This window comes from Georgenia satyanarayanai (genome assembly GCF_009193135.1).
In the GTDB taxonomy this organism is placed as follows: Bacteria; Actinomycetota; Actinomycetes; order Actinomycetales; family Actinomycetaceae; genus Oceanitalea; species Oceanitalea satyanarayanai.
In genome coordinates, this window is sequence record NZ_VUKC01000002.1 from 475,917 (window position 1) to 499,959 (window position 24,043).

General features: G+C 72.5%; 21 protein-coding genes, 2 tRNA genes and 1 other RNA gene. 12 read left to right on the forward strand and 12 right to left on the reverse strand.

What is annotated here, in order from left to right; translation table 11 throughout:
• Positions 1–153: 153 nt before the first annotated feature.
• Positions 154–6,282 (forward strand): ThuA domain-containing protein, encoded by a 6,129-nt coding sequence (locus GD632_RS04720; protein ID WP_452176640.1) that lies wholly within the window; start codon positions 154–156, stop codon positions 6,280–6,282.
• A gap of 97 nt (positions 6,283–6,379) precedes the next feature.
• On the forward strand, positions 6,380–6,946 hold the full coding sequence (locus GD632_RS04725) for a pyridoxamine 5'-phosphate oxidase family protein (RefSeq protein WP_152189230.1): 567 nt from the start codon (positions 6,380–6,382) through the stop codon (positions 6,944–6,946).
• A gap of 67 nt (positions 6,947–7,013) precedes the next feature.
• On the opposite strand, the gene GD632_RS04730 is transcribed toward GD632_RS04725, so the two are convergent.
• From GD632_RS04730 to GD632_RS04740, 3 genes are all read right to left on the reverse strand, one after another.
• Positions 7,014–7,199 carry a hypothetical protein gene (locus GD632_RS04730; RefSeq protein WP_152189232.1) on the reverse strand — a complete coding sequence of 62 codons (186 nt, stop codon included), beginning with the start codon at positions 7,197–7,199 and terminating at the stop codon, positions 7,014–7,016.
• Positions 7,199–8,512 carry an FtsX-like permease family protein gene (locus tag GD632_RS04735; protein WP_226924581.1) on the reverse strand — a complete coding sequence of 438 codons (1,314 nt, stop codon included), beginning with the start codon at positions 8,510–8,512 and terminating at the stop codon, positions 7,199–7,201. The genes GD632_RS04730 and GD632_RS04735 overlap by 1 nt, the downstream gene beginning before the upstream one ends.
• Before the next feature lie 74 nt (positions 8,513–8,586).
• The gene (locus GD632_RS04740) at positions 8,587–9,315 is read right to left on the reverse strand and encodes an ABC transporter ATP-binding protein (RefSeq protein WP_152189236.1); all 729 of its coding nucleotides are present in this window, start codon (positions 9,313–9,315) and stop codon (positions 8,587–8,589) included.
• Positions 9,316–9,486: 171 nt separating this feature from the next.
• Between GD632_RS04740 and GD632_RS04745 the strand changes: the two genes are divergently transcribed.
• The 3 genes from GD632_RS04745 (at position 9,487) to GD632_RS04755 (ending at position 12,019) form a co-directional block, all read left to right on the forward strand.
• The gene (locus GD632_RS04745; RefSeq protein WP_152189238.1) at positions 9,487–9,759 is read left to right on the forward strand and encodes a DUF7218 family protein; all 273 of its coding nucleotides are present in this window, start codon (positions 9,487–9,489) and stop codon (positions 9,757–9,759) included.
• Between the two features lie 161 nt (positions 9,760–9,920).
• Positions 9,921–10,376 carry a MarR family winged helix-turn-helix transcriptional regulator gene (locus tag GD632_RS04750; RefSeq protein ID WP_193311341.1) on the forward strand — a complete coding sequence of 152 codons (456 nt, stop codon included), beginning with the start codon at positions 9,921–9,923 and terminating at the stop codon, positions 10,374–10,376.
• Positions 10,376–12,019, forward strand: coding sequence for an MDR family MFS transporter (locus GD632_RS04755; RefSeq protein WP_152189242.1), 1,644 nt, complete (start codon positions 10,376–10,378; stop codon positions 12,017–12,019). Before GD632_RS04750 ends, GD632_RS04755 begins: the two co-directional genes overlap by 1 nt.
• Here GD632_RS04755 and GD632_RS04760 read toward each other — a convergent pair.
• The gene (locus tag GD632_RS04760) at positions 12,016–12,981 is read right to left on the reverse strand and encodes an alpha/beta hydrolase (protein ID WP_152189244.1); all 966 of its coding nucleotides are present in this window, start codon (positions 12,979–12,981) and stop codon (positions 12,016–12,018) included. The genes GD632_RS04755 and GD632_RS04760 overlap by 4 nt on opposite strands.
• A 78-nt stretch (positions 12,982–13,059) precedes the next feature.
• Between GD632_RS04760 and GD632_RS04765 the strand changes: the two genes are divergently transcribed.
• A complete protein-coding gene (locus GD632_RS04765) occupies positions 13,060–14,400 on the forward strand; it encodes a serine hydrolase (protein ID WP_193311342.1) in 1,341 nt (446 codons plus the stop codon).
• Position 14,401: 1 nt separating this feature from the next.
• A complete protein-coding gene (locus GD632_RS04770) occupies positions 14,402–14,668 on the forward strand; it encodes an acylphosphatase (RefSeq protein ID WP_152189249.1) in 267 nt (88 codons plus the stop codon).
• A gap of 4 nt (positions 14,669–14,672) precedes the next feature.
• On the opposite strand, the gene GD632_RS15905 is transcribed toward GD632_RS04770, so the two are convergent.
• Both GD632_RS15905 and upp read right to left on the reverse strand, forming a co-directional pair.
• Positions 14,673–15,956: a CAP domain-containing protein gene (locus GD632_RS15905; protein ID WP_193311343.1), complete on the reverse strand. Its 1,284-nt coding sequence runs from the start codon at positions 15,954–15,956 to the stop codon at positions 14,673–14,675.
• 215 nt (positions 15,957–16,171) lie between these two features.
• Positions 16,172–16,807, reverse strand: a complete 636-nt coding sequence (gene upp, locus GD632_RS04790) for a uracil phosphoribosyltransferase (RefSeq protein ID WP_152189251.1) — start codon at positions 16,805–16,807, stop codon at positions 16,172–16,174.
• Between the two features lie 38 nt (positions 16,808–16,845).
• On the opposite strand from upp, the gene GD632_RS04795 reads away from it, so the two are divergent.
• Positions 16,846–17,307, forward strand: coding sequence for a nucleoside deaminase (locus tag GD632_RS04795; protein ID WP_405002519.1), 462 nt, complete (start codon positions 16,846–16,848; stop codon positions 17,305–17,307).
• A gap of 278 nt (positions 17,308–17,585) precedes the next feature.
• Here the strand turns inward: GD632_RS04795 and GD632_RS04800 are convergent, their stop codons facing one another.
• A complete protein-coding gene (locus GD632_RS04800) occupies positions 17,586–18,476 on the reverse strand; it encodes a Sir2 family NAD-dependent protein deacetylase (protein WP_152189253.1) in 891 nt (296 codons plus the stop codon).
• A 116-nt stretch (positions 18,477–18,592) separates the two neighbouring features.
• Between GD632_RS04800 and GD632_RS04805 the strand changes: the two genes are divergently transcribed.
• Positions 18,593–18,680: transfer RNA gene (locus tag GD632_RS04805), tRNA-Ser, on the forward strand.
• A 45-nt stretch (positions 18,681–18,725) separates the two neighbouring features.
• Here GD632_RS04805 and GD632_RS04810 read toward each other — a convergent pair.
• Together GD632_RS04810 and GD632_RS04815 are read right to left on the reverse strand one after the other, a co-directional pair.
• The gene (locus tag GD632_RS04810; protein WP_152189254.1) at positions 18,726–19,457 is read right to left on the reverse strand and encodes a glutamine amidotransferase; all 732 of its coding nucleotides are present in this window, start codon (positions 19,455–19,457) and stop codon (positions 18,726–18,728) included.
• Between the two features lie 31 nt (positions 19,458–19,488).
• A complete protein-coding gene (locus GD632_RS04815; protein ID WP_152189256.1) occupies positions 19,489–19,929 on the reverse strand; it encodes a DUF4190 domain-containing protein in 441 nt (146 codons plus the stop codon).
• A gap of 96 nt (positions 19,930–20,025) precedes the next feature.
• Between GD632_RS04815 and GD632_RS04820 the strand changes: the two genes are divergently transcribed.
• Complete coding sequence (locus GD632_RS04820; RefSeq protein WP_152189258.1) at positions 20,026–21,327, forward strand: uracil-xanthine permease family protein; 1,302 nt, start codon at positions 20,026–20,028, stop codon at positions 21,325–21,327.
• Positions 21,328–21,352: 25 nt separating this feature from the next.
• Here the strand turns inward: GD632_RS04820 and GD632_RS04825 are convergent, their stop codons facing one another.
• The 3 genes from GD632_RS04825 to GD632_RS04835 form a co-directional block, all read right to left on the reverse strand.
• Positions 21,353–21,985 (reverse strand): LytR C-terminal domain-containing protein, encoded by a 633-nt coding sequence (locus GD632_RS04825; RefSeq protein WP_152189260.1) that lies wholly within the window; start codon positions 21,983–21,985, stop codon positions 21,353–21,355.
• A gap of 71 nt (positions 21,986–22,056) precedes the next feature.
• On the reverse strand, positions 22,057–22,380 hold the full coding sequence (locus GD632_RS04830) for a type II toxin-antitoxin system VapB family antitoxin (protein WP_152189262.1): 324 nt from the start codon (positions 22,378–22,380) through the stop codon (positions 22,057–22,059).
• Between the two features lie 79 nt (positions 22,381–22,459).
• Positions 22,460–22,544, reverse strand: a tRNA-Ser gene (locus GD632_RS04835).
• Between the two features lie 129 nt (positions 22,545–22,673).
• Between GD632_RS04835 and ffs the strand changes: the two genes are divergently transcribed.
• Positions 22,674–22,770: signal recognition particle sRNA small type (ffs, locus tag GD632_RS04840), an RNA gene on the forward strand.
• A gap of 51 nt (positions 22,771–22,821) precedes the next feature.
• On the forward strand, positions 22,822–24,043 hold a 1,222-nt coding region (locus GD632_RS04845), incomplete at its 3' end, for a DNA polymerase III subunit gamma and tau (RefSeq protein ID WP_152189264.1).

Below are 24,043 nucleotides of genomic sequence, written 5' to 3' on the forward strand. Positions count from 1 at the left end.
GCGGCTTACGCTGCGTCTACGTAGGACCGCAGTACGCCTGCCGTCGACCGCGAGGCGATCCCTCGTGGACGGCGGGCCGCCACGGCCAGAGCCGGCCGTGGCCCGTGCACGACAGACACACAGTTTCGAGGAGGAAACGTGGTCAGACGACCCATGACCGGGCGGTGGTGGGCCCGGGGCGCGAGCACCGTGCTCGCCAGTGCCCTGGTGCTCCCGCTCGCGATGAGCGGCGCCAGCGCCGACACCACACCCCCGCCGGAGGACGACGCGGATTTCAGCGCGCTCGTCTTCAGCAAGACGGCGGGCTTCCGCCACGGCTCGATCCCCGCGGGGATCGCGGCGATCGAGGAGCTCGGGGAGGAGCACGGCTTCTCGGTGGACACCACCGAGGACGGCGCCGACTTCACCACCGAGAACCTCGCCCAGTACGACGTCGTCGTGTGGCTCTCCACCACCGGTGACGTCCTCAACGCCCAGCAGCAGACCGCCTTCGAGCAGTACATCCAGGACGGCGGCGGCTACGCCGGCATCCACGCCGCGAGCGACACCGAGTACGACTGGCCCTGGTACGGCGACCTCGTCGGCGCGTACTTCGCCAGCCACCCGCCCGGGACCCCGACGGCGACCGTCGTCGTCGAGGACCCCGCGCACCCCTCCACCGCGCACCTGCCCGCCCTCTGGGAGCGCACCGACGAGTGGTACAACTACCGGGAGAACCCGCGCGGCGACGTCCACGTCCTCGCCTCCCTCGACGAGTCGACGTACTCGCCCGGGAACAACGCGATGGGTGCGGACCACCCCATCGCCTGGTGCCACGACTACGACGGTGGCCGCTCCTGGTACACGGGAGGCGGGCACACCAACGAGTCCTTCAGCGAGCCCGAGTTCCGCCAGCACATCCTCGAGGGTCTGCGCACCGCGGCCGGCGTCGTCGACGCCGACTGCTCCGCCACCCTCGACGAGAGCTTCGACAAGGTCGCCCTCGACCTCAACACCCAGAACCCGATGGACCTGGCGCCCACGCCCGACGGTCGGACCATCTACCTCGAGCGCGACGGTCGCGTGCAGATCGTGGCGCCCAACGGTGGCACCACCACTGCGGGCACGCTCGCGGTGACGCAGGTGCAGGAGTTCGGACTGGTCGGCCTCGAGCTGGACCCGGACTTCGCCGAGAACGGCTGGATCTACCTCTACTACTCGCCCCAGGGCTCGCCGACTGACTACGTCTCCCGGTTCACCCTCGTGGGGAACACGCTCGACATGGACAGCGAGGAGGTCCTCCTCGAGGTGCCGGTCCAGCGTGACGAGTGCTGCCACGCCGGCGGTGCCCTCCAGTTCGACGGTCAGGGCAACCTCTACATCGCCACCGGCGACAACACCAACCCCTTCGCCTCCGGCGGCTACAGCCCGATCGACGAGCGCGCCGGCCGGTCGGCCTGGGACGCCCAGGGCACCTCGGCCAACACCAACGACCTGCGCGGCAAGATCCTGCGGATCACCCCGCAGGACGACGGCTCCTACACGATCCCCGAGGGCAACCTCTTCGAGGAGGGCACCGAGCTGACCAAGCCGGAGATCTTCGGCATGGGCTTCCGCAACCCCTTCAAGATCGGCATCGACCCCCGCAACGACACGCTCCTCGTGGCGGACTACGGTCCCGACGCCGGTTCGGCCAACCCGAACCGCGGCCCCGCGGGCATCGTCGAGTGGAACATCGTCGACGAGGCCGGCAACTACGGCTGGCCGCACTGCGTCGGCGGCAACCTCGCCTACAACCGGTGGGACTTCGCCACCAACACCGGCGGGGAGAAGTTCGACTGCGCCGGTGGCCCGGTCAACACCTCGCCCAACAACACCGGCCTCGAGCAGCTGCCGCCGGCCATCCCGGCGACGGTCTGGTACCAGAACAACGGCTCGACGGGCAACGCGCCCGAGATCGGCAACGGTGGTGCGCCGATGGCCGGTGGGGTCTACGTCTACGACGAGGACCTCGCCTCCGAGCGCAAGTGGCCCGCCTACTTCGACGGCAAGGCCGCCTTCGCCGAGTGGAACACCGGTCGGATGTACTCCTTCCAGATGTCCGACGACGGCACCGAGCTGATCGACATCAACCGGATCCTCTCCTCGATGTCCTTCGCCCGCCCGCACGCCCTCGAGTGGGGCGCCGACGGTGCGCTGTACATCATCGAGTGGGGCTCCGGCTTCGGCGGCAACAACGCCGACTCCGGCATCTACCGCATCGACTACATCTCCGGCCAGCGGGCGCCGATCGCGCGCGCCGAGGCCGACGTCACGAACGGCCCGCTCGACCTCGAGGTGAACTTCAGCTCCGCGGGGTCGCGCGACCCCGACGGCGGCGAGGTCACCTTCGCGTGGGACTTCGGTGACGGTGCGACGTCGACGGAGGCCAACCCCACCCACACGTACACGGAGGCGGGCAACTACACGGTCACGCTCACCGTGACGAACGCGGACGGGATCTCGTCCTCGGCCACGGTTCTCATCGCGGCGGGCAACACGGCGCCGACGATCACCGTCGACATGCCGGTGAACGGTGGCTTCTTCAACTTCGGTGACGTCATCGCATACGACGTCACGGTCACCGACCCCGAGGACGGGGAGGAGATCGACTGCCAGAACGTCATCGTCCAGCCGGCCCTCGGCCACGACGAGCACGCCCACCCGTACAACCAGTACCGGGGCTGCACGGGCGAGTTCCCGCTCCCCGGCGACGAGGGGCACATCGGCGCGAACATCTTCGGCGTCGTCACGGTCACCTACACCGACCAGGGCGCGGAGGGCGTCGACCCCCTCACCACGCAGGAGATCGTCATCCTGCAGCCCAAGCGCAAGGAGGCCGAGTACTTCGCCGAGACCGGTCGTCTCGAGGGCTCCACGAGCACCGGTGAGGCCGGCGTCCAGGTCGAGGAGACCACGGACACCGGCGGCGGCCAGAACGTCGGTTTCGCCGAGAAGGACGACTGGTTCTCCTTCGACCCGACGAACCTCACCGGCATCGACTCGATCCGCATCCGCGGTGCGTCGCAGCCCGGTGGCACCGTCGAGGTCCGGACCGGCTCGCCGGACGGGCCGGCGATCGGTTCCGTCACCGTCCCCGCGGGCGGCTGGCAGCAGTGGGCCAACTACGACTTCGACCTGCCCGACGACGTGACGACGGAGACGGGTTCGCTCTACTTCGTCATGACGAGCGGGCAGGTCAACGTCAACTGGGTCCAGTTCATCGGCCGGGGCGTCACGGACAACGAGAGCCCCGTCGTCGAGGTCACGACGACCGAGACCACGGGCACGGCACCGCTGGCGGTGAGCTTCACCGCCACGGCGACCGACCCCGACGGCGACACGCCGCTCACCTACGCGTGGGACTTCGGTGACGGGACCACGGCCGACACGGCTCAGGCCTCGCACACCTACACCGTTCCCGGCCGCTACACCGCGACCGTGACGGTGACCGACGCGCGCGGCGCCACGACGACCGAGTCCGTCCAGGTCTCCGTCAACGCACCGGGTCTGCAGTGCCTCGACGGCCGTTCCGACGGCTTCGACGGTGACGAGCTCGACACCGACCGCTGGGACCAGTCCATCCGGGTCAACCAGGACCTCCGTGTGGAGGACGGCGCGCTCGTCATCCCGACGTCCGCGACGGACATCTACGGGACGAACAACGGCAACGTGCCGAACCTCGTCCTGCAGGACCTGCCCGAGGGGCCGTTCACGGCGACCACCCGTCTCACGCTCAACGGGGCGGAGGCCTACCAGCAGGGCGGCCTCCTCATCTACGGCGACGCCGACAACTACGCCAAGATGGTGTTCTCCGGCCGCAGCACGTCGGGCTCGAACCCGGCCAGCCGGGTCTTCCAGTTCATCCGCGAGGAGGACGGGGCCCCCAACGAGGTCAGCGCCTCGATGAGCCCGGCGGTGGGTGCCGACTACCCGAGCACGGTCTGGGTGCGGTTCGTCAGCGACGGTGAGAGCCTCAACGCCTCCTACAGCTCGAACGGGACCGACTTCACCGACATGTCGGAGACGAAGTCCCTCGAGGGCATCGAGAACCCGAAGATCGGTCTGTTCGCCCTTCAGGGCGCGGGCCGCACGCAGGCGCCGGTCGACGTGGAGTTCGACTACTTCCACATCGCCCCCGACGACTCCGTGTCCTCGGCCGACCCGAGCGACGAGTTCGACGGCTCGGCCCTCGACGGCTGCCGCTGGGAGGTCGTCCGCCCCGACCCGACGCACATGCGGGTCGTGGACGGTCACCTCGAGCTGGACGCCACCACCGGTGACATCTACGGCCCCGACAACGGCGCGCCCAGCAACTTCGTCCTGCAGGACCTGGGCGATGGTGACTGGACGGTCGAGACCCTGGTCGACGGCTCGACGCTCACCCGCCAGTACGAGCAGGGCGGTCTGATCGCCTACGTCGACGACGACAACTACGTCAAGCTCGACATCTCCGCCCGCAACAGCCCCGGCAGCACGCTGGAGCTCGGCATGGAGATGCTGACCGAGACCGACGGTAACGTCGACACCCCGGCGAACCCCACGACCGTGGGCCAGGCCGTGTGGCACCTGCGCCTGGAGAAGTCCGGTGACGAGTTCATCGGCAGCTACTCCGCCGACGGCACCGAGTGGACGACCTTCGGGTCGGTCACCAACGCCGCGGTTGCTGCCGAGGGCCGGGTCGGTCTGTTCGCTCTCGGGACCGCCTCCGAGGACAACCAGACCGTCACCTTCGACTACTTCCGGGTGGACGGCGGCGACGTCGACCCCGAGCCGGTCGTCGTGACGCCCACCGCGGTGACCTTCACCGACGCTGCCGGGACCGACGCGGACACGCTGACGATCCCCGCGGTCGACGGGGTGGAGTACCTCGTCAACGGTGAGGTCACGGAGGCCGGGACCTACCCGGCGTCCGGGGCCGTGACGGTCACGGCACGTGCCCTGGAGGGCTTCGTGCTCGCCGAGGGCGCCACCGCCGAGTGGACCTTCACCTTCACCGACGACGAGGAGCCGCAGCCCGTGGAGGTGACGCCCGCACCGGTGACGTTCTCCGACGAGGACGGCACCGCGGACGACACGTACACGATCCCGGCCACGGCCGGTGTCGAGTACCTGGTCGACGGTGTGGTCACGGCTGCCGGGACCTACGACGGTTCCGGGACGGTCACGGTGACGGCACGTGCCCTGGAGGGCTTCGTGCTCGCCGAGGGCGCCACGGCCGAGTGGTCCTTCACGTTCTCCACCGAGGGCGGGGACCCGGAGCCCACGGAGGTGACGCCGCTCGCGGTGACCTTCACCGACCGGGCCGGCTTCGCGAACGACACGTTCACGATCCCCGCGGTCGAGGGCGTCGAGTACGTCGTCGACGGTGAGGTCGTGCCGGCCGGGACCTACCCGGGCGAGGGCACCATCGAGGTGACCGCGCGTGCGACGGAGGGCTTCGTGCTCGCCGACGGCGCGGTGGCCGAGTGGTCCTTCACCTTCTCCACCGCCGGTGGGCAGCAGCCGCAGCCGGACCGTCGCACCGCGGAGTTCCACCTGTCCAACAGCTGGACCGGGTCCACGGACGTGCGCTTCGCCTACGGCCGTTGGGCCGATGAGGTGCTCATCGGTGACTGGGACGGGGACGGCACGGACACGATCGCGGTGCGTCGCGGGAACGTGTTCCACGTGTCCAACGCCCAGCAGGGTGGGGACGCGGACGTGGTCCTCACCTACGGTCGGCCCGGTGACGTCATCCTCGTGGGTGACTGGAACGGGGACGGGACGGACACCTTCGCGGTGCGCCGTGGCAACGAGTACCACGTGAAGAACTCGCTGCGTGGCGGGGACGCGGACTCGGTGTTCCGTTACGGCCGGGCCGGTGACCAGGTGCTGGTCGGTGACTGGGACGGCAACGGCACGGACACCTTCGCGGTGCGCCGCGGGGCGACGTACCACGTGAAGAACTCCCTGCGCGGGGGTGACGCGGACGTGGTGTTCACCTACGGCCGGTCCGGTGACGTCGTGCTCGCCGGGGACTGGAACGCCGACGGCCGCGACACCTTCGCGGTCCGCCGCGGGGCGACCTACCACGTGAACAACTCCCTGCGTGGCGGGGACGCGGACCGCGTGGTGACCTTCGGTCGCGCCGGTGACGAGGTGCACGTGGGTGACTGGGACGGCAACGGCTCCGACACCCTCGGCGTCCGCCGGCCCGTCGGGGCGGCACCCGCCCCAGCGGCAGCCGCCAAGGAGGTGACGGTCACCGCCAAGGTCGCCTGACCCATCACCTGAACGCCGACAGCTGGGTTCCCTTCGGGGGGTCCAGCTGTCGGCGTTCTCAGCGGGACGCAGCAGGAGGGCTGGCAGACTCCCTGACATGCGGCAGTACCCGAGCATCTCCGAGAAGCACCGCTCCTTCATCGAGCGCCAGCACATGTACTTCGTCGGGACGGCGGCGCGTGACGGGCGCGTCAACGTCTCACCCAAGGGCCTGGACTCCCTGCGCGTCCTCGGTCCCGACAGGGTCGTGTGGCTCAACGGGACGGGCAGCGGCAACGAGACCGCGGCCCACATCCTCGACTCGCCGCGGATGACCCTGATGTTCTGCTCCTTCGAGGGCCAGCCGCTGATCATGCGGCTCTACGGCACCGCCCGCGCCATCCACGAGGGTGACCCCGACTGGGGGGAGCTCCTCGCCCTCTTCCCGCCGATGAGCGGTGCTCGCAACGTCTTCGAGCTCGCGGTCGACCTCGTCCAGACCTCGTGCGGCTTCGGGGTGCCGCTCTACGACTACGTCGAGCAGCGCACGCTCATGCCCGCCTGGGCGGACAGCCGTGGCCCCGACGCCATCCGGGACTACCAGCAGCAGAAGAACCGCGTGAGCATCGACGGTCTGCCCACGGGCCTGCCCCAGCCCGACCTCGCTGCCCCGCGGCCCACCTGACGTCGGTAGCGACCCGGCTCAGCGGGAGCCGAGCCTCCCGGTGGGTCGGGTGGCCCGTGGGCGCCGCTCAGCCCAGCGCGTCGCCCGACACCCGCGCGAACACCCAGGCGTGCAGGCCCTGCCACACCGCCCCCAGGCCCACGGCCGCAACGGCCGCGACCACCGCACAGCCCAGGACGAAGAGCGCCAGCAGCACGAGCGCGCGCCGCAGCCGCGCCTCTGCCTCCTCCAGCGGGACCGGGACGGGGACCATCACGACCTCCCCTCGGCCAGGACGCTGCGGAGCACCGCCTGTGACGTCGTGATCCCGAGGCGGACGAGACCGACCCCGCCGACGATGCTCGCGGCGACGACGAGGACGGAGGCCGGCGCGGTGACGACGGCGATGCCGACGAGCGGGAGCACGAGCGTGCCGGAGGCCGCCACCGAGATCGTCGTGACGACGAGCAGCGGCTTCATCACCGTGCGGCGCTGCGCCGTCACCATCGTCGCCTCCGGCATGCCGAGCCGGTCGAGGCTGCGGTAGAGGTCGGCGCGGTCGAGGACCTCGGCGGCCTGGGTGACCCCGGCCGAGGCAGCGACCATGAGGAAAGTCGCGACGAGCGTGACGACGATGCCCGTCTGGACGTCCACGAGGAGGAGCCGGTCGTCGCGGCTGCCCATGTCGTTCGTCATCCCCATGACCGCGACCCCGCTGCCGGCGACGACGGCGATGAAGCACGCCATGACGACACCGCTGACCTGGCGCCACACCGCCTTGGGTGACTGCGCCATGCTCCGCGCGGCGAGTAGCTCCGCCGGGCCCTGCGCGCGGCGCACCTGGCGTCGGGCGAGCACCCCCACGACCCACGGGCCGAGCAGGTTGAGCACGGCGAGCACCGCCCCGAAGCCGCCGAGGACGACGGCGACGAGGACGGCGAGGTCGGCGTAGCTGCCCTGCATGGTGACGGCGGCGACGGCGATGACTGCGACGCCGACGGCGGCGCGCAGCCACCCGACCTTCGGGGCGTCGGTCCGGCGCCGGACACCGAGCGGGGAGATGCTCACCTGCCGCAGCCCGACGACGGCGCTCCCGGCGGCGAGGAGGACGACGGCGGCGACCGCGAGGGCGACGACCCACGGTGTCAGCCAGAAGGCACTGCCGATCGGCTCGCCCCGGAAGTGGATGAGCTGGACGAAGGGGGCGAGCACGAGGTACCCGACGACACCGGCGACGGCGCCGGTGAGCGCGACGGCCGCCGCCTCGAGGACGGTCATGCGGGCGACGGTCGCCGTCGTCGCGCCGAGGAGCCGCAGTGTGGCGAGCCGGTCGTCCCGACGCCGGGCGGAGAGCCGGGCCGCCGCACCGCCGAGCGAGGCGAGGGGGACGACGAGGAGGACGACGGCGAGGGCCGCGAGGAGCTGGTAGGTGACTCCGTAGTCGTCCTCCCAGCGCAGGAAGGACAGGGCGCCGGCGAGGACGACGAGGAGCAGCGTCGTCGTCACGGCGAAGGCGACGACCGGGAGGAGGAGTACCGCGGAGCGGGCACTGCCCCGGCGGGCGAGCAGCAGGCTGATCGGCGTCACCGCGCGGCTGCTGCCGCCGGCCGGTGGTGGGGGAGGAGTCTGTGTGGCCGTGGGGGAGGGGCCCGTCGTCGTGCTCATGAGCGGGCGTCCCCGACGACGAGGCCGTCACGCAGCCGCAGCACCCGCGAGCACTGTGCCGCGACGGTCTCGTCGTGCGTGACGACGACGAGCGTGCGTCCACCGGCGACGGTCGCGTGGAGGAGCGCCTGCATGACCTCGCGGGAGGTGTCGCTGTCGAGAGCGCCGGTCGGCTCGTCGGCGAAGACGACCTCGGCGCCGGTCACCTGGGCCCGGGCGATCGCCACCCGCTGGGCCTGCCCGCCGGAGAGCTGCCCGATGCGGCGCTGCTCCATCCCGGCCAGGCCGAGGTACCGCAGCCACAGGGCGGCGTGGTGCTCGGCGGCGGGCCGTGCCACGCCCTGGAGCATGAGCGCGAGCGCGACGTTCTCCACGGCGGTGAGCTCGGGGATGAGCAGGCCCTCCTGGAAGACGAAACCGAGACGCTCGCGGCGCAGCCGGGAGCGCTCGGCGTCCGACAGCGAGCTGACGACGACGGGTCCGTGGCTCGTGGAGAGCAGGACGCGCCCGCTGCTCGGCCGCACGATCCCCGCGAGGCAGTGGAGCAGGGTCGTCTTGCCGGAGCCGGACGCGCCCATGATGGCGACCGACTCGCCGGCCCGGAGGTCGACGTCGACGCCGGCGAGCGCCGTCGTCATCCCGTAGGTCTTGGTGAGCCCGCGGGCGCTGAGGACCGGCGCCGCGACGGGGGTGGTCGGTGGCGGGGCGAAGGTGTGGGCGGTCATGGGTCCAGCCTCCGGCCGGTGGGGCCGGCGGCGCGTCGGGCGGCGGACTGATCCGCCGTCGTCGCCGTCCCCTCCCAGGTGGAGGACGAGTCCACCGAGGGGTGGACGCTGCGGATGCACGGCCGGCGGCCCCGGCGGATGCTGGGAGCCCCGACGAGAAGGAGGCGGCACATGCCCGGCAAGCAGGACCCCGGCCCCAGCGTCAAGGACGCCGAGCTCTACGAGTCCCTCCGGGACGAGGGGAACTCCAAGGAGAAGTCCGCCCGCATCGCCAACGCCGCGGCGAACAGCTCGCGCAGCGAGGTGGGGGAGAAGGGCGGGCAGTCGGGGTCGTACGAGGACTGGACGGTCGACGAGCTGCAGGACCGCGCCCGGGAGATCGGTATCGAGGGCCGCTCGAGCATGAACAAGGACGACCTCATCAAGGCCCTCCGCAGCCACTAGCACCGCCCACCTCCCACGGGCCCTCACCCCCGTGCCCCTCGCTCCCGGGGTGGTGCGGGCGGGGCTGGTGCGGGACCAGGGCGGGGGAACCTCGGACGTGGCTGACCTCACCGCGCTCCCGTATAGATGCATGCTGCATGTAAGGGTTACCGTGGGGCATCGTGACCGCTCCTCAGCACGACGCCCTCGAAGGGCTCATCGACGCCCTGGCCGACCTCACCCGCCGGCACCGCAACCTCACCGTGCGCCTCGCCCGTGAGTCCGGCCGGCCGGCCTCGCAGGTGGCCGTCCTCGCCGTCCTCGCCCGTCTCGGCGAGTGCCGTATCGCGGAGCTGGCCGAGGAGCTGCTCGTCGACCCCTCCGTGGTGAGCCGGCACGTCAACCCGCTCGAGCAGGACGGCAGTATCGAACGCCGGCAGGACCCCGCCGACGCGCGCGCCGCGCTCGTCCGGCTCACCCCCAAGGGTGAGGAGGCCCTCGGCGAGGTGCGCCGGCTGCGCCGCCGTCACCTGGAGTCCGCCCTCGGGGACTGGGAGGAGGACGACGTCGCCGGCCTCTCCGAGGTGCTCGGCACGGTGGCTCGCTTTCTCGACGCGACGCAGGAGGTGACGCGCTGATGGCGCTGCCCGACTGGGCCCCCGGCCGCCGTCGCTCGGTGGAGGAGGAGGCCAAGCACCGGGAGATCATGAAGGTCTTCACCGGCCTGCTGCTCGCGCTGTTCGTCGCCATGCTCTCCGGCACGATCGTCGGCAACGCGCTGCCGGTCATCATCGCCGACCTCGGTGGCACGCAGCTGCAGTACACGTGGATCGTCACCGCGGCCCTCCTCGCCTCCACGGCGAGCACCCCGATCTTCGGCAAGCTCGCCGACCTCTTCGACAAGAAGAAGCTCCTCCTGCTCGCGATCGGGCTGTTCAGCGTCGGGTCGCTGCTCGCCGGGTCGGCGCAGAGCGCGAACACCCTCATCGCCTACCGCGTCATCCAGGGCGTGGGCATGGGCGCGCAGATGGCCCTCGTCCAGACGACGATCGCCACGATCATCTCCCCGCGTGAGCGCGGGCGGTACAACGGCTACATGGGCGCCGTCATGGCGGTGGCCACCGTCTCCGGGCCGCTCATCGGCGGCGTCATCGTCGACACCCCGTGGCTGGGGTGGCGCTGGTGCTACTGGAGCGCGATCCCGTTCTCGCTCGTCGCGATCTGGGTCCTGCACCGGCGCCTCCACGTCCCGGCGAGCACGCGCCGCAAGCCCTCGATCGACTACTGGGGCTCGGCCCTCATCGTCCTGTCCGTCACCCTTCTCCTGCTGTGGCTGTCCTTCGTCGACACGAGCTTCGCGTGGGTGTCGTGGCAGTCCGCCGCCATGGTCGGTGGCGCGGTCCTCGGGACGGTCGCCTTCGTCCTCGTCGAGCTGAGGGCCGCCGAGCCCGTCGTGCCGATGTGGATCCTCACCGAGCGCACGACCGCCCTGAGCATCGTCGCGAGCTTCGCCGTCGGCACCGTGATGTTCGCGGCCCCGGTCTTCCTCGGCCAGTACTTCCAGATCGGTCGCGGCTACGGACCCACGGAGTCGGGCCTGCTCATGGTGCCGATGATGCTCGGGGTCTTCGTCTCCTCGACCATCGCCGGCCGGCTCGTCAGCTCGGGCGGCACGTGGAAGCGCTACGTCGTCGGCGGCATCGCGATCCAGGCCGTCGGCGTCATGCTCATGGCGACGATCGGGGTGTCGACGCCCCTGTGGGTGCTGGGCATCTACCTCGCGCTCATAGGGATCGGCCAGGGCGCCTCGATGCAGAACCTCGTCCTGGCGGTCCAGAACACGGTCGCGCTCAAGGACATGGGCGCGGCGAGCTCCGCCGTCGCCTTCTTCCGCTCGCTCGGCGGCGCGATCGGGGTCCAGGTGCTCGGCGCGGTGCTCTCCGCGCACATCTCCACCCTGCTCGTGTCCCGGCTCGCCGCGGCGGGCATCCCGGCCGACGCCATGGCCGGCGGGGGCGGCAACCTCGACGTCGCGGCGCTGCCGGACGAGGTCGAGTCGGTCGTCCGCAGCGCCTACGGCGACGGCATGGACCTCATCTTCCTCATCATGGGCGTCCTCGCCGTCATCGCTCTCGTCGCGGCGGTCCTCATGCGCGGTTCGACGCTGCGCGACACGGTCGACCTCGAGGTCAAGCGTGCCGTCGAGGACGTCAGGAGCGAGCTGTCCGCCGACGACGCCGGGACCGGCGAGGACGAGGGACCGGCCCGCAAGGCGAGCTAGCGGTCCCGGGCGGCTGCGAGCTGCGCCGTCGCCCACTCGACGGCGGTGCGCTCGTAGGTCGCGCGCGCCGGTTCCGGGGACAGCGCGAGGTCGTGGACCCCGCCGTCGACCTGGACGACGCTCACGTCCGGGCCCAGGCGGGGGGCGCGGTCGACCATGTGCCGCACGTCGAGGACGCAGTCGGCGCTCCGCAGCTCCTCCTCGGACGGGGAGGACGGCGAGCCGGACCGGGTCGAGCAGCACAGCAGGACCGGCACGTCGACCGCCAGCCCCCGCGCCACGCGGGCGTGCTCGCGGCGCACGCTGGCGGCCGTCCCGGCGCGCATCGGGAAGCCCTCGACGGGCTTCCACGCGAGGTCGTAGTCCCACCCCTGCTCACGCAACCACCGCCCGTACGGCTCGTCGAGATGGCTGACGACGACGCTCGGCAACCACCGGGCGAGCAGGCGGATGAGCCGGGTGAGGAGGACCCGCTCCGCCCACGGCCCGTTGTGCTCCAGCCACGGGCTGTTGAGGACGATCGCGTCCACCTGTCCGGGGTGGCGGTCGGCCCAGCCCACGGCGATGAGGCCGCCGGTGGAGTGGCCGAGGAGGACGACCTGGTCGTGCCCGTCGGCGCGGATCGCGTCGAGCGCGACGGCGATCTCCTCGTCGTGGTCGCGCAGGTCACGCACATCCCCCGGCCGGGTGCGCTCGCCGAGGGCGCGCCCGTTCATTCGCAGGTCCAGGGCGTAGAAGTCGAGACCGCCCGCCACCCAGCGCTCGGCGTGGGCGGCCTGGAAGAAGTAGTCGGTGAAGCCGTGGAGGTAGAGCACGGCCTGCCGGCTCGTCGTCTCGCGCCGGTGGACGAGCACGGCCTCGGGCTGCCCGTCGTAGCCGGGGGAGGGGCGCAGGGCGATGCGGCGCTGCACCCACCGCTCACCGAGGACGTCGGGGGCGGGCGGGGAGAGGCGGGTCGACATGGCCGCATCCTCCCAGGCGGGAGGCCGACGTCTGGGAGGATCGTGCCCATGCCGCGGGGGAGACGACAGGTCGGGGCGGTGGCGTTCGTGTCGCTGCTGCTCATCGGTGCGTGCAGCGAGGCGCAGGAGCCGCAGGACGCGCCGCCGTCGTCCACGTCGCCTACGCCCGCCGCGGAGGTGAGCCTCGCCGACGGCGTGACCCTGCCGGACACCCGGGCGGGCCAGGCCGCGGCGTGGGTGCTCGAGCAGATCGCCGCCGACGTGGGGCCGAGCGCTGAGGAGGCGCAGGAGCGCTTCGGGGACACCTTCCTCGCGGAGGTGCCCGCGGAGCAGGTCGGGGCCGTCTTCGCCCAGCTGCGGGCGGGCGGGCCCTACACCGTCGAGGGGTACGACGGGACCGAGGACGCCGCCCGGCTGCCCCTGGCCGCGGCGGATGGCCGCTCCCTCCTCCACATCGCCACCGAGCCGGACGGTCGGATGGCCACGCTGTTCTTCGAGGCGACCCGCGCCGTCCCGGACGTCACGTCCCTCACGGACCTCGACGCCGCGCTCGCCGGCCTCGACGCCGAGACCTCCGTCCTCGTCGCCGACGGCGCCACGTGCGAGCCGCTGCTCGAGCGGGAGTCCGACGCCGCGCGCCCGATCGGCTCGATCGTCAAGCTCTACGTCCTCGACGCCGTCCGCCAGGCCGTCGCGGACGGCGCGCTGACCTGGGAGGACAACCTCACCCTCACCGACGACCTGCGCTCGCTGCCCTCCGGCGTCCTCCAGGGGGAGCCCGCCGGTCACGAGGTGAGTGTCCGTGAGGCCGCCGAGCTCATGATCTCGATCAGCGACAACACGGCCACCGACCTCCTCGTCGACGCCGTCGGGCGTGAGTCCGTGCTCGCCGCGGCCGAGCGGCTGGGCCACCACGACCCCGCGCTGCTCACCCCGTTCGTCACCACCCGCGAGCTGTTCCAGCTCGCCTTCACCGACGCCGGCGTGCGTGAGAGGTGGGCCGCGGCCGACACCGCTGGGCGCGAGGAGATCCTCGCCGGGCTCCCGGACGGCGAGGTGGCCCTCGACCCTGCGCTCGCCCAGGACGTCGTGTGGCCCGACGACCTCGACTGGTTCGCCACGGCGCAGGACCTGTGCCGGGCGCACGCGGCCCTGCAGGAGACCGGCGACGAGACGGTGACCGGCATCCTCGCCCTCAACCCCGGGATCGACGTCCCCCAGGGGTGGGACTACGTCGGCTTCAAGGGCGGCAGCGCGCCCGGGGAGATGGCAGGCTCGTGGTACCTGGGGTCGGCGGACGGCGAGGGTTACGCCGTCGTCGTCCAGATCGCGGCGACGGACGTGGCCGCGGTACCCGACGCCGGGTGGATGGTCGGCGTCGTCGGCCAGACCGCCGAGGTGCTTGCCGAGGAGGAGTGAGATGCGGCGCTGCTACGTGACCGTCACCGGCCGGGTCCAGGGCGTGGGATTCCGGATGGCCTGCGCCGCGCAGGCCGAGCGTGCCGGTGTGGCCGGCTGGGTGCGCAACCTGCCCGACGGGCGGCTCGAGGCGACGCTCGAGGGTGAGGACGCCGCCGTCGACCAGGTGCTGCGCTGGCTGCACCAGGGCCCGCCCGCTGCGCGGGTCGAGGACGTCGACGTGCGCGTCGAGGAGCCCCAGGGCGAGCAGGACTTCCAGGTGCGCTAGTGGCTCAGGGCTGCTTGCCGAGGATGGTGACGGCGTAGGGGACGCCGGTGGTGCTGTAGGTGAAGCCGTAGCCGACGTGGGTGTACTCCCGGTCGAGCATCCACGGGCGGTGTCCGTCGGAGTTCGTCCACCACGTGTGCATCCAGGTGAAGAGCGTGGCGCACTCCATGGACGCGCCGCCGGTGTTGCGCACGACGAGCTCGCTCGCGCGGGGCCAGCCCACCTGGGCGCGGTAGTTCGGGTTGTGCTGCACCGCGTTGATCGTGCGCAGCCGGTCGGCCCAGCCCTGCGCGACGTTCTGCAGGTGGGTGCTGTACTCCAGCGGCCCGAGCCCGTTCGCGGCTCGGAAGGTGTTGATGAGCGAGAAGAGGGAGCTGCGCGCCGACGAGACCGAGCACGTGCCGGCCGGCTCCGTCGGCGCGGGGGTCGGGGTCGGGGTCGGCGTGGGCCGCGGGGTCGGGGTGGGCGTGGGGGTCGGCGTGGGCCGCGGCGTCGGGGTCGGGGTGGGCCTCGGCGTCGCGGACGCCGAGGGCGTCGGCGTCGGCGTCGGGCTGGCCGAAGGGCTCGGTGCCGGGCTGGCTGACGGGGTCGGGCTCGGCGACGGGCTCGCCGACGGGCTCGGGCTCGGCGTGGCGCTCTGCTCCGGCGTGGGCTCCTCGGCCGATGCCTCCGGCGCGGGCGCCGGCTCGGCCGCGGCCGGCACCTCGACGGTGGGCTCCTCGACGGGCTCGGGCTCGACCGGCTCGGGCGCCGGCTCCGTGAGCTCGTCGACCGGCTCGGGCTCCGGCTCCTCGGTCACCTCGGGCTCGGGCGCCGGGGCGGTGGTCGGCTCCGGCTCGGGGAGGGTCTCCTCACCGGCGTCGGGCACGAGGACGGGGCTGTCCCCGCCGGGCGTCGAGACCGGGCTCTCGTTCATGACGACCGCGGGCGCGGCCTTCTCGGGCCGCTGCGCGCGGGAGGCGAGGGACCCGGTGCGGGCCTTGGTGACATCGGCGGCCGCGGCCAGCGCGGCCTCGGCGACGCGCTCCTGGGCGGCGTGGTCGGCGAGGGAGATCGTGATGTCCGCGCGCTCCGGCGTCGTCGTCACGATGGTGCCGCCGGTCATGTGCGCCGGCATGCCGCTGGCCTCGAGCGGGAGGAGGACCCAGGCGGGCAGCATCGGTGCGGCGGTCACGGTGCTCGCGAGCACCGTGAGGGTGAGGACGAAGGACGCGGCGACGGCAGCCGCACGTGGGGCGGTGCGCCGCGAACGGCGTGCGCCGGTCGGTGCCTGGGCGTCAGGTGCCACGAGGGATCCTCCACCGCCTGCGCACGACCACGCCCCTGCCCACCACTAGCCGAGGCGTCGACGGCGGGAGGGTGCAGCGGGCCGTCGAGCCATGTGTCCTCGCACAGGCTAGACCCGCCGACCACATATGTCACATCAGTCACAGCGGCAACAGGGGTCACACGGGCGTCGCGCCCGCTCTGGTCCGCACAGTCGAGAAGGCAGGAGGAAGCGGCTCAGACCACGCCGTAGAGGCGGTCGCCCGCGTCACCGAGGCCGGGAACGATGTAGGCGTTCTCGTCCAGACGCTCGTCGACGGCGGCGGTGACGATCTTGACCTCACCGCGCGAGCCGACCGCCTGCTCGACCGTGCGCAGGCCCTCGGGCGCGACGAGCAGGCAGATGGCCGTCACGTCGCGGGCGCCCCGCGCCAGGAGGTACTCGATCGCGGCGATGAGTGTGCTGCCGGTCGCGAGCATGGGGTCGAGGACGAAGACCTGGCGGCCACTGAGGTCCTCGGGCAGCCGGTTGGCGTAGGTGATCGCCTCGAGGGTCGTCTCGTCGCGCTGCATGCCGAGGAAGCCCACCTCGGCGGTGGGCAGCAGGCGGGTCATACCGTCGAGCATCCCGAGGCCCGCGCGCAGGATCGGCACCACGAGCGGCCGCGGCGCCGCGAGGTGCGTGCCGGTGGTCCGCGCGACCGGCGTGCTGATCTCCACCTGCTCGGTCGCCACCTCACGGGTCGCCTCGTAGGCAAGGAGGGTAACGAGCTCGTCGACGAGCAGCCGGAAGGTCGGCGACTCCGTGCGCTCGTCACGCAGGACGGTGAGCTTGTGGGCGATGAGCGGGTGGTCCGCGACGTGCAGGCGCATGGGTAGAACGTACCGGTGCGCGAGCGACGACGTGCAGGATGGGACCCGTGGCACCGTGGACCGTGGCGATGAACACCGCCCTCGAGCTCGCCGAACAGGCGCTCGCGGGCGGTGACGTGCCGGTCGGCGCCGTCGTCCTCGACCGGGACGGCCGTGTCCTCGCGACGGCGCACAACCGCTGCGAGGTCGACCGCGACCCCACCGCCCACGCCGAGATCGTCGCGCTGCGTGCGGCGGCTGCTGCCACCGGTGACGTCCGCCTCGAGGGGTGCACGCTCGTCGTCACCCTCGAGCCGTGCACGATGTGCGCCGGCGCTGTCGTGCTCTCACGTGTCGAGCGGGTCGTGTTCGGGGCCTGGGACCCCAAGGCCGGCGCGTGCGGCTCGGTCCGTGACGTCGTGCGGGACTCGCGGCTCAACCACCGCGCGGAGGTGGTCGGTGGCGTCGAGGAGGAGCGCTCAGCCCGGCTCCTGCGCGACTTCTTCGCCGCCCGCCGCTGATCGTCCGCCCTCCCAGCCTCCCAGCCTCCCCTCCGCCGACAGCCGACTTGCCGCCGAGAGCCGACTTATCGCCGACAGCCGACTTACCGACACGGCCTCTCGCCCCCGGTGCCCGCGCAGCTTCCCTGAACCCGCCCCGCAGGTGATAGCCGTCTCGGCGTGCGGCACCGTCAGTAACTCGGCTGTCGGCGACAACTCGGCTGTGGGCGACAACTCGGCAACTCGGCTGTGGGCGGTAAGTCGGCTGTCGGTGGGGTGGGGGGTGGGGGAGGAGGAGGTCAGCGGGGGCGGAGGGCCTGGGCGAGGTAGGGCAGCGCGACGGTGGTGCTGACCTCGACCTTCGTGGTCGCCAGGTCGTCGCCGCGCGTCTCGCCGCGGGTGAGGATGACCACCGGCTTGCCCGCCTTGGCGGCCTGGCGCACGAACCGCAGCCCGGACATCACCGCCAGTGACGACCCGGCGACGAGCAGCGCATCGGCCTCCTCGACGATGGACCGGGCGTGCTCCACCCGCTCCCGCGGCGTCGTGCCGCCGAAGAAGACGACGTCGGGCATGAGCGTGCCGCCGCAGCGGGGGCAGGGCGCCACCCGAAAGTCGGACGTGCTCTCGAGGGCGGCGTCGGCGTCCGGCGCCACCTCGACGTCGTCGACGTGCCGTTCCCGCCAGCCCGGGTTGAGGGCGGAGAGCGCCTGGTCGTGCGCCTCGCGGGAGAAGGTGCGCCCGCAGTCGCGGCACACGACCTGGTCGAAGCGACCGTGGAGGTGGACGACGTTGCGGGAGCCCGCCTTGAGGTGGAGGAGATCGATGTTCTGGGTGATGACCCCGTTGACGATGCCCGCGTACTCCAGGAGTGCCAGCGCCGCGTGGCCGGCGTTGGGCGTGACGTCGCGCAGGAAGCGCCACCCGAGGTGGTTGCGCGCCCAGTAGTGGCGGCGGTGGGCGTCGGTGGCGAGGAACTCCTGCAGCGTCATCGGCCGCCGCGGCGGGGAGCCCGGACTGCGGTAGTCGGGCACGCCCGAGTCGGTCGACAGGCCCGCCCCGGTGAGGGCCGCGACCCTCGCCCCGGCCAGCAGCTCGACGACGGGCGCCAGCGCGGCCGGGACGTCCTCCGGCTCGGGGCGCGCGGCGTCGGCCGGCGGGGCGACGATGAGCGGGCGTTGCGGGTCCACCCGGCCGAGGCTAACCCCGGCCCCGCCGGTGCGCCCTGCCTGAGGCGAGGCCCACAGGGCGCCGGGGCGCCGGGGATTGGGTGCTCGGCGGCCCGGCCGGTACACTCGGTCGCCGAGGTAGCGTGTCCGAGCGGCCGAAGGTGCAGCACTCGAAATGCTGTGTGGTGCAAGCCACCGTGGGTTCAAATCCCACCGCTACCGCCAGCGCGGCCCGGGTCCCCTGCGGGGAACCCGGGCCGTTGCCGTTCCTCAGTGCCCGTAGCGCTGGACGAAGTTCGTCAGCACCCGGCCGGCCGCGGAGACGTCGGCGGCCGCGACCTCGCGGTGCACGGCGTCGAAGTCGTCGGGGTCGAAGTAACCGGCGTGCCGGTAGACGGTCATCCGCTCGACGAGCGCCTCGAGGGTAAGCTCGGGGTGGAACTGGGTGCCGTAGAGGTTGGTGCCCACCCGGAACATCTGCACCGGGCAGTGCTCGGACGTCGCGAGGATGACGGCGCTCTCCGGCAGGTGCGTGCACGCCTCCTTGTGGCCGACGAAGGCCTGGAACGACGTCGGCAGGCCGGCGAGGACGGGGTCGGACCGGCCCTCGTCGGTCAGCGAGATGACCGGGGCGCTGATCGGCTCGGCGTAGGTGCCGTCGAGCACCCCACCGATGTGCCGGGCCAGGGTGCCGATGCCGTAACAGGCGCCGAAGAACGGGAAGTCGCGCTCGACGAGCACGTCCAGCAGCCCGCTGAGCTCGGCCTCCACGCGGCGCTGGGTGTCGCTCTTGTGCTCGTCGGGGACCGAGCTGGTGAAGGGGCTGCCGCCGAGGATGATGCCCGAGTAGGCGTCGAGGTCGATGTCCGGCAGCGGCTCCGCCTCGAGCCGCAGCCGCTCGAGCTCGCTCTCCGCGAGCCCGCCCAGCGCGAGCATCGACGCGTACTCCGAGTCGGCGGCGTCGTCCTCGGAGCGGGTGGAGATCAGCAGGAAGGGCTTCACGTCCGCAGGCTACCTGCGCGCCGCGGCTCGCTCAGAGCAGTGTCCGCGCCGACAGGAAGAGCAGGAGCAGCCCTGTCCACACTGCGGTCATCGCGTACCCCAGGGCGAGGCCGGCCACCGCAAGCCCGCGGCCGCCGTCGTAGGACGCCCGCAGCCGGTGCAGGCCCAGGTGCCCGAGGGCGATCGCGGCCAGGCACAGCCCCGGCACGACGACCCCGAGAACGCCGAGCACCATCGCGCTGACCGCGACGGGGTCGTTGCGGTAGGCGGGGCTGTCGTACCCCGCCCCGCCGAGCACCCGGTCGCGGTGCCGGTCGGTCGTCCCGAACGCGGACGACGACGGCGTCACGCCCGGTGACGACGTCGGTGCGCCCCCGTAGGGCGCGCCCGTCGGTGCGGGGCCTCGGGCGTGGGGCTCGGGGGCGGGCGCCCGGTCGTCCCGCCCCGGTGCGCGCCACTGACCGTCGTCCACGCGTCAAGGATTGCACGCTGGGACACGAGCGGGGCGGGGGCTGCGGTGGCGCTACTCTGCCCGGCGGCGTACACACCTGCGGCGAAGGGCACGGACATGGCGATCTGGACAGTTCACGGGGACGGGGTCCGCGTCGGACCGGGCGAGGTGGTCGGCCCTCGCGAGCGGCTCAGCTGGCCGCGCACCATCGGGATCGGCTCCCAGCACGTCGTCGCGATGTTCGGCGCGACGTTCCTCGTCCCGCTCATCACGGGCTTCCCGCCCTCGACGACGCTCTTCTTCTCCGCCGTCGGCACTGTCCTGTTCCTCGTCATCACCCGCAACCGCGTCCCCAGCTACCTCGGGTCGAGCTTCGCGTTCATCGCCCCCATCGGCGCGGCGACACAGGTGGGCGGCATGTCCGCCGCGCTCGGCGGCATCCTCGTCGTCGGCGTGCTCCTCGCCCTCGTCGGGCTGCTCGTCCACTTCGCCGGCTCGCGCTGGATCGACGTCGTCATGCCCCCGATCGTCACGGGAACGGTCGTCGCCCTCATCGGCTTCAACCTCGCGCCGAGCGCCTGGAGCAACGTGGCGACGGCACCGGCGACGGCGCTGGTGACCATCGCCGTCGTCGTCCTCGTGACGGTGCTGTTCCGCGGGATCCTCGGCCGGCTCGCCATCCTCGTCGGCGTCCTCGCCGGCTACGTCGTCGCCGTGCTGCGCGACGAGGTCGACTTCACGCGCGTCGGTGAGGCGGACCTGTTCGGGCTGCCGACCTTCACCGCGCCGAGCTTCGACCTGTCCCTCCTGGGCCTGTTCGTCCCCGTCGTCATCGTCCTCGTCGCCGAGAACATCGGCCACGTGAAGTCGGTGGCCGCGATGACCGGGGAGAACCTCGACGACGTCACCGGCCGTGCGCTCCTCGCCGACGGCCTCGCCACGACGCTCGCCGGCGCCGGCGGCGGCTCCGGCACGACGACGTACGCCGAGAACATCGGTGTCATGGCCGCGACCCGCGTCTACTCGACCGCCGCCTACGGGGTCGCCGCCGCCGTCGCCCTCCTGCTGAGCATGTCCCCGAAGTTCGGCGAGCTCATCAACACCGTCCCCGCGGGCGTCCTCGGCGGCGCCGCGACCGTCCTGTACGGGATGATCGGCGTCCTCGGCGCGCGCATCTGGGTGCAGGCCAAGGTCGACTTCTCCGACCCGGTCAACCTCACGACGGCTGCCATCGCGCTCATCGTCGGCATCGCGAACTACACGTGGGTGGCCGGCGACCTGCGTTTCGAGGGGATCGCGCTCGGCACCGCGGCGGCGCTCGGCGTCTACCACGTCATGCGGGCGCTGGCCCGGTGGCGCGGGACGAGCGCGGAGCCGGCGAGCCCGGCCTCGGTGCCGGACGCCGCACGCGAGGCCTGAGCCCGCAGAGCGGCGGCGGAGCGGCTCAGCCCTCCGCCGCCTCCTCGTCCTCGGCCGGGTCGCTCGGGACGGTGACGGGCGTGCAGCCCGGCGGCGGGGCGAGCGGCTGCTCGGGGTCCACGGCCGTCTCCTCGGGGGAGGGCACCTCGCTGAACGCGCCGCCGAGGACGACGTCGATGGTGGCGTCGTCGCGGCCGTCGAGCGACACCGTGGAGCCGGGCACGATCTGGGCGACGGTGTAGGCGGCCTGGAGCCCGCGCGGCCCGCTGACGATGTTGGCGACGCCCTCGAGGTTGCCGCCGTAGTTCGCCTCCTGGGAGATGACGACGCCGTACTGGGCGAGACCGCTGGCCGTGCGGGCGGCGAGGCCGGTCTCGTCCGTCGCGTTGTACACGTTCGCGGTGATCTCACCGTAGGGGGCCGGCAGCGCGTCGGCGGGTGGGCACGGGACGCTCGCGCTCGCGGCCTCGGTCGGCTCCGGGGCGCTGAAGGGACGCGTGAACGGGGAGGGGATCACGTTGCCCCACATCGCGGCGGCCAGCAGCGCCACCGCGAGCATCGCGGTGATGAGGATCCCGAAGATCAGGGTCTGGCGCTGCTGGAGATGGCGGCGACGGGCGGCACGACGGCGCGCGGCCTCGGCTGGGTCAGTCGTCACAGAGGCCAAGGTAGTGCGTAGGCGCCGTCGGGCGTGAACCCGTCACGGGGGCGGGGCCGCTCGAGCTGGTGTCAGCCGGCGGACAGGACCGTCCCGTCGACGTCCAGCTCGAGGACCCGGGCGTGGACGTGGAGGCGCTGCTGGAGTGCCGCACGCAGCGCCCGGTGCAGGCCGTCCTCGAGGTAGAGGACACCGCGCCAGGAGACGACGTGGGCGAAGAGGTCGCCGTAGAAGGTGGAGTCCTCCGCCAGGAGATGGCGCAGGTCGAGCTCGCTCTTGGTGGTGACGAGCTCGTCCAGCCGGACCTGTCGCGGTGCCACCGCGGCCCAGTCGCGGGTGGTCTCCACTCCGTGGTCGGGGTAGGGACGGCCGTCGCCGACTGCCTTGAAGATCACCCGTCGATACTAGGCCGCGAGCGCGCCGACGGGGAGATGCGAACGGGCCCGCCGGTTGTCGGCGGGCCCGTTGCTGCTGCGGAGGATGGGGGATTCGAACCCCCGAGGGCGTTAACCCAACACGCTTTCCAAGCGTGCGCCATAGGCCACTAGGCGAATCCTCCTGGCGCGTCGAGAGTACCCGAGGACCCGCCCTGGATCGAACCGCCGGTGCTCAGGTGTGCGCCATCCCTCACTCGCGGCCCGCTCGCGGCGGCGGGCTGGACCGTCCCTCGCCGTCCGTTAGACTCGGTGGTGACCCCTCGTGCGGCGTCACCTCACTGAACTCCCCCAGGGCCGGAAGGCAGCAAGGGCAGGTGAGCTCTGGCGGGTGCACGGGGGGTCCTTGCATCTCCTCACAGGGGGGCGCGGGGAGGGGGCCGGGGCGCCTAGAGTCGTCGGGTGAGCACCGCCCTGTACCGCCGCTACCGCCCCGAGACCTTTGCGGACGTCATCGGGCAGGAACACGTCACCGACCCGCTGCGGGCCGCGCTGCAGTCGGACCGCATCACCCACGCGTACCTCTTCTCCGGGCCCCGCGGCTGCGGCAAGACGACGTCGGCGCGCATCTTCGCGCGCTGCCTCAACTGCGCCGAGGGGCCGACGGACACCCCGTGCGGTGTCTGCCCCAGCTGTGTCGACCTCGCCCGCGGAGGGTCCGGCTCGCTCGACGTCGTCGAGATGGACGCCGCCTCGCACGGTGGCGTCGACGACGCCCGCGAGCTGCGGGAGCGGGCGGCCTTCGCCCCCGCCCGCGACCGCTACAAGGTCTTCATCATCGACGAGGCCCACATGGTGACGAGCCAGGGCTTCAACGCCCTGCTCAAGCTCGTCGAGGAGCCCCCCGCGCACGTGAAGTTCGTCTTCGCGACGACCGAGCCCGAGAAGGTCATCGGGACCATCCGCTCCCGCACCCACCACTACCCCTTCCGGCTCGTGCCGCCGGAGCGGCTGCAGTCCTACCTCGAGGAGCTGTGCACGGCCGAGGGCGTGCGGGTGGCCACGGGCGTGCTCCCGCTCGTCGTCCGGGCGGGTGGCGGCTCGGTGCGTGACTCCCTGTCGGTGCTCGACCAGCTCATCGCCGGTGCCCAGGACGGCGAGGTCAGCTACGAGCGCGCCGTCGCCCTGCTCGGCTACACCCACGCGACGCTCCTCGACGACGTCGTGGACGCCCTGGCCGCACGCGACGGTGCGAGCCTCTTCCGCGTCGTCGACCGCGTCATCGACTCCGGCCACGACCCGCGGCGCTTCGCCGAGGACCTCCTCGAGCGGATCCGCGACCTCGTCGTCATCGCCGTGTCGGGGGAGCACGCCGTCTCCGTGCTGCGCTCGCTGTCCGAGGACCAGTTCCAGCGCATGCAGATCCAGTCCCAGCAGCTCGGGCCCGCCGAGCTCACCCGCGCGGGTGACCTCGTCAACGACGCCCTCACCGAGATGAGCGGCGCCACCTCCCCGCGCCTCCAGCTCGAGCTCATGTGCGCGCGCCTGCTCCTGCCCGGCGCGGACGACGCCGCCCGCGGCCACGCCGCCCGCCTCGACCGCATCGAGCGTCACCTGTCCGCCGGCGGGGGAGCGCCGGCCACGCCGGCGCCCGCTCGGCCGGCGCCCGCCCCGGCGGCGCCCG

What these genes read in the sequence shown, in the direction of transcription:
- GD632_RS04770 (WP_152189249.1), top strand. Translation starts at nt 14,402, where the DNA reads ATGCGGCGCTGCTACGTGACCGTCACCGGCCGGGTCCAGGGCGTGGGA.
- GD632_RS04760 (WP_152189244.1), bottom strand. Translation starts at nt 12,981, where the DNA reads ATGTCGACCCGCCTCTCCCCGCCCGCCCCCGACGTCCTCGGTGAGCGG.
- upp (WP_152189251.1), bottom strand. Translation starts at nt 16,807, where the DNA reads ATGCGCCTGCACGTCGCGGACCACCCGCTCATCGCCCACAAGCTCACC.
- GD632_RS04720 (WP_452176640.1), top strand. Translation starts at nt 154, where the DNA reads ATGACCGGGCGGTGGTGGGCCCGGGGCGCGAGCACCGTGCTCGCCAGT.
- GD632_RS04745 (WP_152189238.1), top strand. Translation starts at nt 9,487, where the DNA reads ATGCCCGGCAAGCAGGACCCCGGCCCCAGCGTCAAGGACGCCGAGCTC.
- GD632_RS04730 (WP_152189232.1), bottom strand. Translation starts at nt 7,199, where the DNA reads ATGGTCCCCGTCCCGGTCCCGCTGGAGGAGGCAGAGGCGCGGCTGCGG.
- GD632_RS04740 (WP_152189236.1), bottom strand. Translation starts at nt 9,315, where the DNA reads ATGACCGCCCACACCTTCGCCCCGCCACCGACCACCCCCGTCGCGGCG.
- GD632_RS04820 (WP_152189258.1), top strand. Translation starts at nt 20,026, where the DNA reads ATGGCGATCTGGACAGTTCACGGGGACGGGGTCCGCGTCGGACCGGGC.
- GD632_RS04755 (WP_152189242.1), top strand. Translation starts at nt 10,376, where the DNA reads ATGGCGCTGCCCGACTGGGCCCCCGGCCGCCGTCGCTCGGTGGAGGAG.
- GD632_RS04795 (WP_405002519.1), top strand. Translation starts at nt 16,846, where the DNA reads ATGGGACCCGTGGCACCGTGGACCGTGGCGATGAACACCGCCCTCGAG.
- GD632_RS04725 (WP_152189230.1), top strand. Translation starts at nt 6,380, where the DNA reads ATGCGGCAGTACCCGAGCATCTCCGAGAAGCACCGCTCCTTCATCGAG.